The sequence below is a fragment of the Variovorax sp. NFACC27 genome (assembly GCF_048301545.1).
GTDB classification, from domain to species: Bacteria; Pseudomonadota; Gammaproteobacteria; order Burkholderiales; family Burkholderiaceae_C; genus Variovorax; species Variovorax gossypii.
On sequence record NZ_CP157613.1, the window covers coordinates 6336156 to 6349708 of the forward strand.

The 13553-nt window shown below is 68.2% G+C and carries 12 protein-coding genes; 10 read left to right on the forward strand and 2 right to left on the reverse strand.

What is annotated here, in order from left to right; all coding sequences use genetic code 11:
- Window positions 1-9: 9 nt before the first annotated feature.
- From ABL840_RS29615 to ABL840_RS29635, 5 genes are all read left to right on the forward strand, one after another.
- Entirely contained in the window at window positions 10-768 is a 759-nt protein-coding gene (locus ABL840_RS29615; protein ID WP_093199700.1) for a GntR family transcriptional regulator, read from the forward strand.
- A gap of 20 nt (window positions 769-788) precedes the next feature.
- Complete coding sequence (locus tag ABL840_RS29620; RefSeq protein WP_093305562.1) at window positions 789-1328, forward strand: helix-turn-helix transcriptional regulator; 540 nt, start codon at window positions 789-791, stop codon at window positions 1326-1328.
- A gap of 120 nt (window positions 1329-1448) precedes the next feature.
- Window positions 1449-3221: an EAL domain-containing protein gene (locus tag ABL840_RS29625; RefSeq protein ID WP_093305564.1), complete on the forward strand. Its 1773-nt coding sequence runs from the start codon at window positions 1449-1451 to the stop codon at window positions 3219-3221.
- Between the two features lie 72 nt (window positions 3222-3293).
- The gene (locus ABL840_RS29630; RefSeq protein WP_093305566.1) at window positions 3294-4280 is read left to right on the forward strand and encodes an NAD-dependent epimerase/dehydratase family protein; all 987 of its coding nucleotides are present in this window, start codon (window positions 3294-3296) and stop codon (window positions 4278-4280) included.
- A gap of 150 nt (window positions 4281-4430) precedes the next feature.
- A complete protein-coding gene (locus ABL840_RS29635) occupies window positions 4431-5921 on the forward strand; it encodes a nucleobase:cation symporter-2 family protein (RefSeq protein ID WP_093305568.1) in 1491 nt (496 codons plus the stop codon).
- Between the two features lie 114 nt (window positions 5922-6035).
- Here the strand turns inward: ABL840_RS29635 and ABL840_RS29640 are convergent, their stop codons facing one another.
- Entirely contained in the window at window positions 6036-6893 is an 858-nt protein-coding gene (locus ABL840_RS29640; RefSeq protein ID WP_093305570.1) for an aldo/keto reductase, read from the reverse strand.
- A gap of 55 nt (window positions 6894-6948) precedes the next feature.
- Window positions 6949-8376 (reverse strand): sensor histidine kinase, encoded by a 1428-nt coding sequence (locus ABL840_RS29645; protein ID WP_093305572.1) that lies wholly within the window; start codon window positions 8374-8376, stop codon window positions 6949-6951.
- Window positions 8377-8726: 350 nt separating this feature from the next.
- On the opposite strand from ABL840_RS29645, the gene ABL840_RS29650 reads away from it, so the two are divergent.
- The 5 genes from ABL840_RS29650 to ABL840_RS29670 are packed head-to-tail and all read left to right on the forward strand — an operon-like array spanning window position 8727 to window position 13505.
- Window positions 8727-9812, forward strand: coding sequence for a tartrate dehydrogenase (locus ABL840_RS29650; RefSeq protein ID WP_093305574.1), 1086 nt, complete (start codon window positions 8727-8729; stop codon window positions 9810-9812).
- Between the two features lie 36 nt (window positions 9813-9848).
- Window positions 9849-10799: an ABC transporter permease gene (locus tag ABL840_RS29655; RefSeq protein ID WP_418116053.1), complete on the forward strand. Its 951-nt coding sequence runs from the start codon at window positions 9849-9851 to the stop codon at window positions 10797-10799.
- On the forward strand, window positions 10796-11692 hold the full coding sequence (locus ABL840_RS29660; RefSeq protein WP_093197286.1) for an ABC transporter permease: 897 nt from the start codon (window positions 10796-10798) through the stop codon (window positions 11690-11692). Before ABL840_RS29655 ends, ABL840_RS29660 begins: the two co-directional genes overlap by 4 nt.
- Before the next feature lie 5 nt (window positions 11693-11697).
- Complete coding sequence (locus ABL840_RS29665; protein WP_093308070.1) at window positions 11698-12693, forward strand: ABC transporter ATP-binding protein; 996 nt, start codon at window positions 11698-11700, stop codon at window positions 12691-12693.
- Entirely contained in the window at window positions 12690-13505 is an 816-nt protein-coding gene (locus ABL840_RS29670; protein ID WP_093308068.1) for an ATP-binding cassette domain-containing protein, read from the forward strand. Before ABL840_RS29665 ends, ABL840_RS29670 begins: the two co-directional genes overlap by 4 nt.
- Window positions 13506-13553 lie beyond the last annotated feature (48 nt).

Sequence of the window (13553 nt, forward strand, 5' to 3'; positions counted from 1 at the left end):
AATCCGCGCATGCCCCGCGCCAGTTCCAAACCCTCCGCTTCCCCTGCTGCCGCCGCCGTTCCGGACGAGAACGGCACGGCCGCGACCGACAAGAACAGTTCCATAGAGAGCATCGCCAACGACATCGCCACCGCGATCGTCGAGAAGCGCCTGCCGCCCGGCACCTGGCTGCGCGAAGAGGCGCTGGGCCGGGTCTATTCGGTAAGCCGCACCAAGGTACGCGCCGCGCTGCTGATGCTGTCGAAGGACAAGCTCATCGAGATGATTCCCGACAAGGGCGCCTTCGTGAGCCAGCCCTCGGTGGAAGAGGCCCGCGAAGTGTTCGCCGTGCGCCGCATCCTCGAGAGCGAGGTGGTGCGCCTTTTCATCGCCTCCGCCCGGCCGCGCGACTACCAGGTGCTGGAGCAGCACATCAAGTTCGAGCGCGCCGCGCTGCGCCAGACCACCACCACCGGCACGGTGCGCGAGAAGCTGCTTGGCGACTTCCACGTGGCGCTGGCCGAGGCCACGGGCAACCGCACGCTGGCCGAGCTGGTGCGCGAACTGGTGGCGCGCAGCTCGCTGATCGCCATGCTGTACCACTCGTCGAACGACCCGCATTGCTCGTCGGACGAGCACTCCGATTTCCTGCGCCTGTGCCGCAAGGGCGACGTCGAAGCCGCCGTGACGAGCATGATCGACCACCTGGAGCGCATCGAGGCCAGCCTCGAGCTCGGCACCGACAAGCCCGACCGCCAGCTCGACCTGGTCAAGGCGCTGCTGGCCTGACAGCGAAGGAGCAGGCGGCCATGCGCAAGAACCTCGGCCTCGCGCTGCGCCAGATGCGGCTGCTGCGCGGCATCAAGCAGACGCACTTCGCGCAGCTGATGGGCGTGAACCAGGCGACGGTGTCGCGCTGGGAGCGCGGCCAGCTCGCGCTTTCCCCGGCGCAGCAGGCCATGGCGCACCGGCTGCTCGCGGCGGCGTGCGATTCGGCGCAGGACGCCGCGCTGAAGCGGCTGGTCGAATCGTCCGCGCGCAAGGTGCACCTGGTCTGCGACCGCACGCACCGGCTGCTGGCGGCCTCGCCGTCGCGCCAGGCCGAATGGCGCGCCGACGCCAGCGAATTCATGGGCCGGTCGCTGATCGGCTATGCCTCCCGCGAGATCCTCGAGGCCGAGGCCACCCTCGATCGACTGGGCTGGCACGCGGGCGAGCTCTCGTCGCTCGAAGTCGCGACCGGGGCCAACGCCGACCGGATCGTCCCGATCCTGCCCGGGCGCGTGCTCTGGGAGCGCATCGCGCTGGCCGACGGGAGCGCGGGGCGCATCGTCACCACGATCGCCTGATCCCACGGCCCCATGAGGGCCGATGCTGCTTGCTGTCACACAAGCGCGTCATGCTGTAGGCCGAATGGACTACGCGCCCGCCTTTTCCCGCGGGCGCGGCCGACGCACCACCTTCACAGCATGTCCCGGCAAATCAGGCCCAGCGCCGTCCCCACCCCGCATCCGGCGATCTCTCCGTTCTTCCAGCCCATCGTGGACCTGCGCCAGGGAACGGTCCTCGGCCACGAGGCCCTCATCCGGGGCGCGGCGGGCACCGCGCTCCACAGCCCCCAGGCGCTGTTCGCGCTGGCCGCCGCCGAATCGCGGCTGACCGGGTTCGAGCTGCACTGCGTCGAGGTCATCCTGGCTCACTGGGGCCGGCTGGCCAAGCCGGGCAGGCTCTTCGTGAACATGAGCGCCGACGCATTGATCGCCGCCATGGGATTCGCGAACGGCGCATGTCCCTTCGAGCGCATGCTCGCGCAGCACGGCATCGCGGCCCGCGACGTGACGGTGGAGCTCACCGAGCAGCGCGCGGCCGGCGATGCCGAGGCGCTGCGGCAGGCGGTCAACGCGCTGCATGCTCTGGGAGCCCGCTTGGCGCTCGACGACTTCGGCGAGGGCCACTCGAACCTGCGGCGCTGGAAGGACCTGCGGCCCGACTTCGTCAAGATCGACAAGCTGCTGACCCAAGGCGTCGCAAGCAGCCCGCTGAGCGTGGAACTGGTGCGCGCCATCGTCGGCCTGGGCATCGCGCTGGGCACCCAGCTCGTGGCCGAAGGCGTGGAAGACGCCCAGGACCTCCGCGTGCTGCGCGACCTGGGCATCGCCTACGGCCAGGGCTACCTGTTCGGCCGCCCCGCGCCGGCGCTGCAGCCCACGCTGCCCGAGCCCGCGGCGGCCGTCATCCGGGACACCCGCATCGCGGTGATGCCGCATGCATCGCAGCCTTCGCAGCCCGACGTGCTGCGCAGCCTTTCCGTCATACAGGCACCGGCGCTGCACCCGATGACGCCGATCGACGAGGTCTCCAACATCTTCCAGAAGCACCCCGACCTGCACGCGCTGGCCGTGGTCGACCAGGGGCGTCCGGTGGCGCTCATCAACCGGCAGTCGTTCATGAACGACTACGCGCGGCTGTACTTCCGCGAGGTGCACGGCCGCCGGCCCTGCATGTCCTACAGCGGCACCACCCCGCGCATCGTGGAGCGCGAGGACAACGTCGAGAACCTGCTCGGCATCCTGATGTCGGAAGACCAGCGCTACCTGAGCGAAGGCTTCATCGTGACCGAGAAGAAGCGCTACGTGGGGCTGGGCACCGGCGACCAGCTCGTGCGCGCCGTGACCGAGGCGCGCATCGAGGCCGCGCGGCACGCGAACCCGCTCACCTTTCTGCCCGGGAACATCCCCATCAACATCCACGTCGCGCGCCTGCTCGCCAGCGGCGTCGACTTCGTCGCCTGCTATGCCGACCTGAACAACTTCAAGGTCTTCAACGACCACTACGGCTACTGGCGCGGCGACGAGATGATCCTGCTGCTCGCGCGCCTCGCGATGCGACACGCGGACCCTCATCGCGACTTCGTCGGCCACATCGGCGGCGACGACTTCCTGGTGATGTTCCAGAGCCCCGACTGGCTGCAGCGATGCACGGAGCTGATCGCGGACTTCAACCGCCAGGCGCTCGAGCTCTACGACGAAGCGGCGCGCCAGGCCGGTGGCGTCGAAGGCGAGGACCGGCACGGCGTGGTCCGCTTCACGCCCTGCGCCACGCTTTCCATCGGCGCGGTGCACATCGCGCCGGGCATGTTCGATCACGCGGAGGACGTGGCCGGCGAAGCGGCCATCGCCAAGCACGATGCGAAGCTGGCCGCATCCGGCCTCACCGTGCGCGAGGCTCGCCCCCGCGCATAACGCCTGACGCACAACGCACAACGCATAACTTATGCGTGGACGGCCCCATGCACGGGCGATAGTCTTGCGGCCATGACCATCCTGATCACCGGTAGCGCCGGCCACCTCGGCGAGGCCCTGATGCGTACGCTTCGCGCCACCTCGCAAGACGCCCGCGGCATAGACATCGTTCCTTCCGAATTCACCGACCGCACCGGCACCATCGCGGACCGCGCCTTCGTGCGCGAGTGCATGAAGGGCGTGCGCACCGTCATCCACGCGGCCACGCTGCACAAGCCGCACGTGGCGACGCACAGCCTGCAGGAGTTCGTCGACACCAACATCACGGGCACGCTGGCGCTGCTCGAGGAGGCGGTGGCGGCTGGAGTCGAATCCTTCGTCTTCACGAGCACGACCAGCACCTTCGGCTCCGCGCTCACGCCCGCCGAGGGCATGCCGGCCGCATGGATCACCGAGGACGTGGTGCCCGTTCCCAAGAACATCTACGGCGTGACGAAGACATCGGCGGAGAGCCTGTGCGAGCTGTTCCACCGCAGGCAGCGCCTGCCCGTGGTGGTGCTGAAGACCTCGCGCTTCTTTCCGGAAGAAGACGACGATGCCACTGCGCGCAGCCTCCATTCGCTGGACAACGCGCAGGCCAACGAGCTGCTGCACCGCCGCGCGGACATCGAGGACGTGGTCGAAGCGCATCTTCTGGCAGCCAGGCGCGCGCCGCGCATCGGCTTCGGCCGCTACATCGTGTCGGCCACCACGCCTTTCACGCGCGACGACCTGCCGATGCTGCGCGAGAGCGCGCCAGCCGTGCTGCGCCGCCTGTTCCCCGAGGCCGAAGAGCTCTATGCGAAGCGGGGCTGGACGCTGCCCGCCCGGCTGGATCGCGTCTACGTGAACGAGCTCGCGCGGCGCGATCTCGGATGGCAACCGCGCCACGACTTCGCGCACATGCTGCGCAGCCTGCGCGACGGCAGCGACTTCCGCAGCCAGCTCGCGCGCGACGTGGGCAGCAAAGGCTACCACGCGGAAACCTTCGACGAAGGGCCCTATCCCGTCGCCACCTAGGCCCTGCACCGGATTCGGGTTTTCCTGAGTCCGAATTGTTGCATAAGTTGTATACAGTTTGGCGTACACAAACAGGGGTGTGCGCATGCCGAGCCGTGTCGCCCGCCTCGCCTCGATCAATCTCTCTCTCGCCGCAGCAGGAGACACACGATGACGGCCGACAACTCCCTCTCAACAGTCCATCCCGTGGACCAGCGGCTGCCCACGGGCAAGCTCGCGGCCCTCGGCCTGCAGCACGTGCTGGTGATGTATGCAGGCGCCGTCGCGGTGCCGCTGATCGTCGGGCGCGCGCTCAAGCTCAGCCCCGACGAGGTCGCGCTGCTGATCTCGGCCGACCTGTTCTGCTGCGGCATCGCCACGCTGATCCAGGCGCTGGGCGCCACGCAGTTCTTCGGCATCAAGCTGCCGGTGATGATGGGCGTGACCTTCGCCTCCGTCGCACCGATGGTCGCCATCGCCAACGCCAACCCCGGCCAGAACGGCGCGCAGCTTCTCTTCGGCGCGATCATCGGCGCGGGCGTGGTGTCGATACTCATCGCGCCGCTTGTCAGCCGCATGCTGCGCTTCTTTCCGCCGGTGGTCACCGGCACCATCATCGCGGTCATCGGCATCAGCCTGATGCGCGTGGGCATCAACTGGATCTTCGGCAACCCCGTGGGCCCGACCGCTCCCGCGCTGGTCGACCCGGTGTATGCGAAGTGGCTCGCCGAGGTGACCTCGCCCGGCAGCTCCATTCCCGCCGTGCCCAAGGGTTTCGCGATCATGCCGACGGTGCCCAATCCCAAGTACGCGGATCTCTCGGGCTTCGGCGTGGCCGCGCTGGTGCTGGTGTCGATCCTGCTGATCGTGAAGTACGCCAAGGGCTTCGTCGCCAACATCTCGGTGCTGCTGGGCATCGTGATCGGCGCCGTCGTCGCCTCCGTCACCGGGCTCATGACCTACGAGAAGGTGGGCAAGGCCGCGTGGGTCGACATCGTGCTGCCCTTCCACTTCGGCATGCCGCAGTTCGACCCCATCCTGATCCTCACGATGACCCTCATCATGATCGTGGTGATGATCGAATCGACCGGCATGTTCCTCGCGCTCGGCGAAATGACCGACCGCAAGATCAGCCAGAAGGACCTGGCCCGCGGCCTGCGCACCGACGGCCTGGGCACGCTCATCGGCGGCGTCTTCAACACCTTCCCGTACACCAGCTTCTCGCAGAACGTGGGCCTGGTGGCCGTCACCGGCATCAAGAGTCGCTATGTCTGCGTGGCCGGCGGCATCATCCTGATCGTGCTGGGCCTGCTGCCCAAGATGGCCGCGCTGGTCGAGTCGCTGCCCACCGTGGTGCTCGGCGGCGCGGGCCTGGTGATGTTCGGCATGGTGGCCGCCACCGGCATCCGCATCCTCTCGGGCGTGGACTTCAAGAACAACCGCCACAACGCGATGATCGTCGCGGTGTCGATCGGCATCGGCATGATTCCGCTGATCGCACCCAACTTCAAGCAATGGATGCCGCACGCCATCCACTCGCTGATCGAGTCGGGCATCCTGCTGGCGTCGATCGCGGCGGTGCTGCTGAACCTGTTCCTCAACGGCGCGAAGCACGACGAGAGCGCGGTCATCGCGGCTGCGAAGCACGCGGACGCGCACTGAACAAGCTCCCCCCAGGCTTCGCGCACTTCGTCTCGCTTCTCCACCCCCTTCCGGGGGCAACACCTGCGGCCCGGCAAAGCCGGTTCCGCGGTGTTCCACGAAAAAATCCGATCTTCAGATCATCGCCAACGGCGTTTTGCGCTTCGGCGGCGGATGCAGGCGATCCAGTTCGGCCAGGATCGCCGCATCGAGCTTCAGCGCGGCGGCGGCAAAGTTCTCCTTCAGGTGCGCGCTGCGCACAGCCTTCGGAATTGCGGCCACGCCGGGGCGTGCGATCACAACGGCCAGCGCAAGCTGCGCGGCGGTCACGCCCAGCCGGGCGGCCAGATCGGCCAACCCGTCGTCTTCGGCCAGCGCGCCCTGGTCGATGGGGCTGTAGGCCATCAGGGGCATGCCGCGCTCCCGCTGCCACGGCAGCAGGCTGAACTCGGGGCCGCGCTCGCCGAGCGACAGGTACACCTGGTTGGCCGCGCAAACCGGGCCGTCGCCCGTCGCCTGCACCAGTTCCTCCATGTCGTCGGTGTCGAAGTTGCTCACGCCCCAGTGGCCGATGCGACCGTCCGCTACCAGCGAGTGCATCGCCGCCACGGTTTCGCGCAGCGGGTGGTTGCCGCGCCAGTGGAGCAGGTAGAGATCGATGACGTCGAGTCCGAGCCGCTTGAGGCTGCGCTCGCAGGCATCGCGCGTGCCGCGCCGGCTGGCGTTGTGCGGATAGACCTTGCTGACGACGAAGAGCTCTTCGCGCCGAACGTCGCCCGCGCGCAGCGCTTCGCCGATGGCCTGGCCGAGTACGGTCTCGGCGCCGCCCTCGCCGTACATCTCGGCGGTGTCGATGAGGCGATAGCCGAGCACGATGGCTTCGCGCACGGCCTTGACCTCGGCCGCGCGATGGCTTGCGTTCTCGCCCATTCGCCATGTGCCGAGGCCCAGTACCGGCATCTCTCCGCCGGAAGGAAGTTGGAGTGTTCGCATCGGGCCATCCTAAGGGGGATGCGACCACCTGTCAGCCAGCTTGTCAGCCAGCTCGTCAGCCCGCCGAGAGCGGCAGCCGCACGGTGGCGCACAGGCCGCGCCCCTCGTCGCCGTCGGCCAGCTCGATGCGGCCGCCGTGCTTCTCCAGCACCGACCTGACGATGGCCAGCCCAAGGCCGCTGCCCGACTGCGTCTGGTCCGGATTGCGGAAGAAGCGGTCGAACACACGCTCCCGCAGCGCGGGCGGGATGCCCGGGCCCTGGTCCGTCACGCGCAGCACCACCTCCGACGATTCGCGCCCCACGCGCACCTTCACGACGCCGCCGTCCGGGCTGTACTTGATGGCGTTCTCCACCAGGTTGCTCACCATCGAGATCAGGCTCTCGCGCTCGCCGTGCACCTGGAGCGCGGCGGCCTCCTCCGAAGCGAAATCCAGCGAGATGCCGCGCGCGCGGGCCAGCGCCTCTACGAACTGCACGCGCTCCCGCACCAGCGCATCGAAGGAAAGCGTCGCCGGCAAGCCGTCCTGCGGCATCTCGTCGCTGCGCATCAGCTGCTGCAGCTGCCCCACCAGCCGCGCGGCGCGGTCGTTGCTGCGCAGCACGTGAGCCATGAGCTCGCGCTGGCCCGGATCGTCGGTCTGCTCCTTCAGGGACTCCACGTTCACGCGCATCGCATCGAGCGGCGTGCGCAGTTCGTTCGCCGCGTCGGCGATCAGCCCGCGCTCGCGCGATGCCCGGTCGCGCACGCTGCGCAGCAGGCCGTTGATGCTGCTCACCAGCGGCTGCAGCTCCTTGTGCGGCGGCTCGAAGGTGAGCGGCGAAAGATCGGCCGGCCCGCGCTCGGACGTCTCCTTCGTCACCTGCCGCCACGGCCTGAGCGCGAGCATCACGGAGAGCCACGCGGGGAAGACGACGAAGGGCAGGCTGATGGCCAGCGGCAGCAGGTAGTAGCTGCGGTGCTCGATGGTGAAGTTCAGGCGCAGCACGTCCGGCTCGGCCAGCAGCACGCGCGTGTCCAGCAGCGGCGAGGTCATCGTGCGCGCTCGCCACAGGCGATCGCCGGCGCGCACGTTCTCCACCCGGCCGGGCACCGCCGTGTGCATGACCGGCGCCGTCGCCGACGAGTTGTAGATGAGCCGCCCCATCTGCCACACCTGCAGCACGGGCGCCTTGTCTTGCTCGGAGCTGAAGTCGCCCGAGGTTTCCAGCAGCGCCATGTCGAAGGCCTTCAACGTCTGCTGCTGGCGATCCGGGTGGGAGGCGAGGTTCTGCGCGCACGCGATGATGCTGTCGAAGACCTTGTCGTAGCGCACGAGGTCCGGCAGGTGGTTGGAGTCGTACAGGAAGAGCGCCAGCGTCGCGCTCCACAGGAGCCCGGCCACCGCGAGCTGCGCCAGCAGCAGGCGCCGCACGAGCGATGGCTGCAGCCATCGTCTGACGCGCCCCACAAGCGCTTTCGCGGCAACGGACAAGGGATTCATGGGCCTCCGGGCGAGCGGCTCCGGTGGAGCGCATCGCGAGCGCGCGGAGTATCCGGCACCGCTTGGCCGCCCGCTTCAGAAAGCCTTCATGAAGAGGGCGAAAGGGCCTTCGGACATCGACGCCCGCAGGCTCCTTGTCTTCTAATTTTTAGAACTCAAAGTCAGCTTCGTGACAAGAATTGATCTACCCCCAGAGTGAAACCCCTCCGCATCGCCTTCTGATTTTGTCAAGGCAAACTGGGTGCGAACCCCCTCTTCGGGCCCGTTTCTCGCTTCTAGAATTTTTCGAGAGCCCCGCGTCACGAGCGTGGGCGCCCCCGAACGAAACGAACTTGGAACAGGTTGAGTCAATGCAGAAAAAACACAGAATCGCCGTCATTCCCGGAGACGGCATCGGCGTCGAAGTCATGCCCGAAGGTTTGCGCGTGCTCGACGCGGTCGGTCGCCGTTTCGGCATCGACTTCTCCTACGACCACTTCGACTGGGGCTCCGACCACTACGTGCGCACCGGCCTGATGATGCCGGCCGACTGGGCCGACAAGATCCAGGGCCACGACGCGATCTACTTCGGTGCGGTCGGCGCGCCCGACAAGGTGCCCGACCACATCGCCGTGTGGGGTCTGCTCATCAAGATCCGCCGCGACTTCGACCAGTACGTGAACCTGCGCCCCGTGCGCCTCATGCCCGGCGTGCCCGGCCCGCTGGCGCACCGCAAGCCCGGCGACATCGACTTCCTGGTGGTGCGCGAGAACACCGAGGGCGAATACACCTCCGTGGGCGGCCGCCTGTTCGAAGGCACGCCGCGCGAGATGGCGATCCAGGAGGCGGTGTTCACCCGCACCGGCGTGGACCGCATCATCGACTACGCGTTCCAGCTCGCCAACCGCCGCAAGCGCAAGAGCCTGACGGCCGCCACCAAGTCGAACGGCATCTCGATCACCATGCCCTACTGGGACGAGCGCCTGGCCGAGATCGCCACGCGCTACCCCGACGTGGCGACGAACAAGTTCCACATCGACATCCTGTGCGCGCACTTCGTGCAGCACCCCGACTGGTTCGACGTGGTCGTGGCCTCCAACCTCTTCGGCGACATCCTGTCCGACCTGGGCCCGGCCTGCACCGGCACCATCGGCATCGCGCCCAGCGCCAACCTCAACCCCGAGCGCAAGTTCCCGTCGCTGTTCGAGCCGGTGCATGGCTCGGCGCCCGACATCGCGGGCAAGGGCATCGCCAACCCCATCGGCCAGATCTGGTCGGCCGCGCTGATGCTGGACCACCTCGGCGGTGACGACCCCGTCTACGCGCAAGCCTCGGCTGCCGTGCTCTCGGCCATCGAGACCGTACTGAGCGAAGGCCCGCGCACCCGCGACATGGGCGGCACGGCCAACACGGTGGACGTGGGCCGCGCGATCGCCGAATGCATCTCGGCAGCATGACGCCCTGCCTCCCCTGTAGCAACCTGAGGGGCTGAGATGGGCCTGTTCCTGCTGAAGCGCACGCTGACGCTGATCGGCACCCTGATCGGCGCCTCGGTCATCGTCTTCCTCGTGCTCGAGATCCTGCCCGGCAACGCCGCGCAGATGCTCATGGGCCCCGACGCCTCGCCCGAGGCCGTCGCCGCCCTGGCCACCAAGCTCGGCCTCGACCAGCCCGCCTGGACGCGCTACTGGCACTGGATCGGCGGCCTGCTCACCGGCAACCTCGGCGACAGCTACGCCTACAGCTCGCCGGTGCTCGACCTCATCCTCGAACGCCTCGCCTTGACGGTGCCCCTGGCCGTGCTGGCCATGACCTTCACGGTCGTGATCGCACTGCTGGTCGGTGTCACGGCCGCGGCCCGCCACAACAAGCTCGGCGACGTCGGCCTCATGGGCATGGCCCAGGTCGGCATCGCCATCCCGAACTTCTGGTTCGCCATCCTGCTGATCCTGGTGTTCTCGGTGCAGCTGCAGTGGTTCTCCGCCGGCGGCTTCGAGGGCTGGGGCGAAGGCATCTTCGCGGGGATCAAGTCGCTGCTGCTGCCTGCCCTTTCGCTGGCCGTGGTGCAGGCGGCGATCCTCGCTCGCATCACGCGCTCGGCCGTGCTCGAGGTGATGCGCGAGGACTTCGTGCGCACGGCGCGCGCCAAGGGCGTGTCGCAGCGCATGGTGCTTTGGACGCACGTGCTGCGCAACGCGATGATCCCGGTCATCACCGTCATGGGCATGCAGTTCTCCGAGCTGCTGGCAGGCACGATCGTGGTGGAGAACGTGTTCTATCTTCCCGGCCTGGGCCGGCTGATCTTCCAGGCCATCAGCAACCGCGACCTGATCGTGGTGCGCAACTGCGTGATGCTGCTGGCGGCCATGGTGGTCATCGTGAACTTCGTGGTCGACGTGCTCTACGCCGTCATCGACCCGCGCATCAAGGCCAGCGACATATGAGCGCCATCAATCCGACCTCCGGCGCGCTGCCCGCCGCCACCGGCGTAGCACTGAAAGCCCCCGGCTTCTGGCACCGCGCGCTGCGTCACCGCAGCTTCTGCATCGGCGGCGTGCTCGCCGCGCTGCTGGTGCTGGCCGCGCTGCTGTCCTATCTGTGGACGCCTTACTCGCCCTACGGCATGGACATGGCGAACAAGCTGCAGGCGCCCTCCGGCTCGCACTGGCTCGGCACCGATGCCTTCGGCCGCGACGTGGCCTCGCTGCTGCTCGTCGGTGCACGTGCATCCATCCTGGTCGGCGTGATCGCGGTCGGCATCGGCCTCGTGGTCGGCACTGCCCTGGGCTTGCTCGCGGCCGCCAAGCGCGGCTGGGTCGAAGAAGCGGTGATGCGGCTGTCCGACTTCACGCTGGCCTTCCCCGCCATCCTCTCGGCCATCATGATGACGGCCGTCTTCGGCGCGGGCATCGTGAATGCCATCGTGGCCATCGGCATCTACAACATCCCGACCTTCGCGCGCATCACGCGTGCGTCGGCCAATGCGATCTGGTCGCGCGAGTACGTCGCCGCCGCGCGCGCCTGCGGCAAGGGCAGCTTCTCGATCACCATGCAGCACGTACTGCCGAACATCTCGGCCGTGCTGATCGTGCAGATCACCATCCGCTTCGCCATCGCCATCCTCGCTGAAGCCGCCCTCTCCTACCTGGGCCTGGGCACGCAGCCGCCGCAACCTTCGTGGGGCCGCATGCTCAGTGAAGCGCAGACCCTCATGTTCCAGCAGCCGCTGCTGGCCGTCTTCCCCGGCATGGCCATCGCGCTCGCGGTGCTCGGCCTGAACATGCTCGGCGACGGCCTGCGCGACTTGCTCGATCCGCGCCTCGCACGCGCCCGCTAAGCGATATGCCTCTTCTCGAAGTCAACAACCTCCAGATCGGCCTGCAGACCCAGCGCGGGCCGGCGCAGGCCGTGCGCGGCATCTCGTTCTCGCTGGAACGCGGCGAGACGCTGGGCATCGTCGGCGAATCCGGCTGCGGCAAGTCGATCACCGTGATGTCGCTGATGGGCCTGCTGCCCTCCAGCGCCAAGGTCGCGGGCAGCATCAAGCTCGACGGGCAGGAGCTGGTCGGCCTTCCCGAAAAGCAGATGTGCGAGATCCGCGGCAACCGCATCGGCATGATCTTCCAGGAGCCGATGACGGCCCTGAACCCGGTGCACACCATCGCGCGCCAGGTGGGCGAGCCGCTGCGGCTGCATCGCGGCCTGACCAAGGAACAGGCCCGCAAGGAGGCGCTGAACCTGCTCGAGCGCGTGGGCATCCCCGACGCGGCCTCGCGGCTCGATGCGTACCCGCACCAGTTCTCTGGCGGCCAGCGCCAGCGCATCGGCATCGCCATGGCGCTTGCCTGCGGCCCCGACCTGCTGATCGCCGACGAGCCGACCACCGCGCTCGACGTGACCATCCAGAAGCAGGTGCTCGACCTGATCCAGGGCCTGGTCAAGGAAATGGGCATGGCGCTGATCCTGATCTCGCACGATCTCGGCGTGATCGCCAGCAGCGTGAAGCGCATGCTCGTGATGTACGGCGGCAGCGCGGTGGAAAGCGGACCGACCGACGCCGTCTTCGCCAGTCGCGCCCATCCCTACACCCGTGGCCTGTTCGCGGCACGCCCCGCCCTCGGCGCGGTGCGCGCCGGCCGGCTGCCCACCATCAGGGGCAGCGTGCCGGAGCTGGTCGACATGCCCCGCGGCTGCGCATTCGCCGGCCGCTGCGCGCACACCATCGACCTGTGCCAGAGCACGAAGCCGCGTGAGACGCTGCTGCCGAACAACCACACGGTGCGCTGCCTGCGGCTGGGCGAGATCGCCGCATCGAACGCCAGGGCCGCCGCCGCATGAGCCAGTCAGCCACCGCCCGCCAGCCGTTGCTGGCCGTGAACAACCTCTATCGCCACTACGCGCTACCGCGCGAGAAGCTCTTCGGCCCGCCGCCGACCGTGAAGGCGCTCAACGGCGTGAGCTTCGAGGTGCAGGCCGGCCAGAGCATGGGCATCGTCGGCGAATCCGGTTCGGGCAAATCGACCATCGCGCGCCTCGTGATGGCACTCGATACGCCCACCTCGGGCACCGTCTCGCTCGAAGGCCGCGACCTGCATGCACTGTCGAAGGAAGAACTGCGCGTGGCGCGGCGCGACTTCCAGATGGTGTTCCAGGACCCTTACGGCTCTCTCGATCCGCGCCAGACCGTCGCGCGCATCGTTGCCGAGCCGCTCGAGGCATTGGCCGCTACCAGCCGCTCGGAGCAGCGCGAACGCGCCTCGGAAAGCCTGGCCGCAGTAGGCCTGCGCACCACCGACCTCGACAAGTACCCGCACGAGTTCTCCGGCGGCCAGCGCCAGCGCATCGCCATCGCGCGCGCGCTCATCACGCGCCCCAAGCTCATCGTGGCCGACGAGCCCGTCAGCGCGCTCGACGTGTCGGTGCAGGCCCAGGTGCTCAACCTCATGCAGGACCTGCAGCAGCAGTTCGGCATCAGCTACCTGCTCATCAGCCACGACCTCGCGGTGGTCAACCACCTGTGCGACGAAGTCTGCGTGGTCTTCAAGGGCCGCATCGTGGAGCGCGGCCGTCCAGCCGACCTGTTCGAGCACGCGCAGCACGAGTACACGCGCACCCTGCTTTCCGCCGTCCTGCATACGCCCTCCCGCTAGCCGGGGCGGCTTTCCTTCCTTTTCCACACTCACCTCCAGGAACTATCG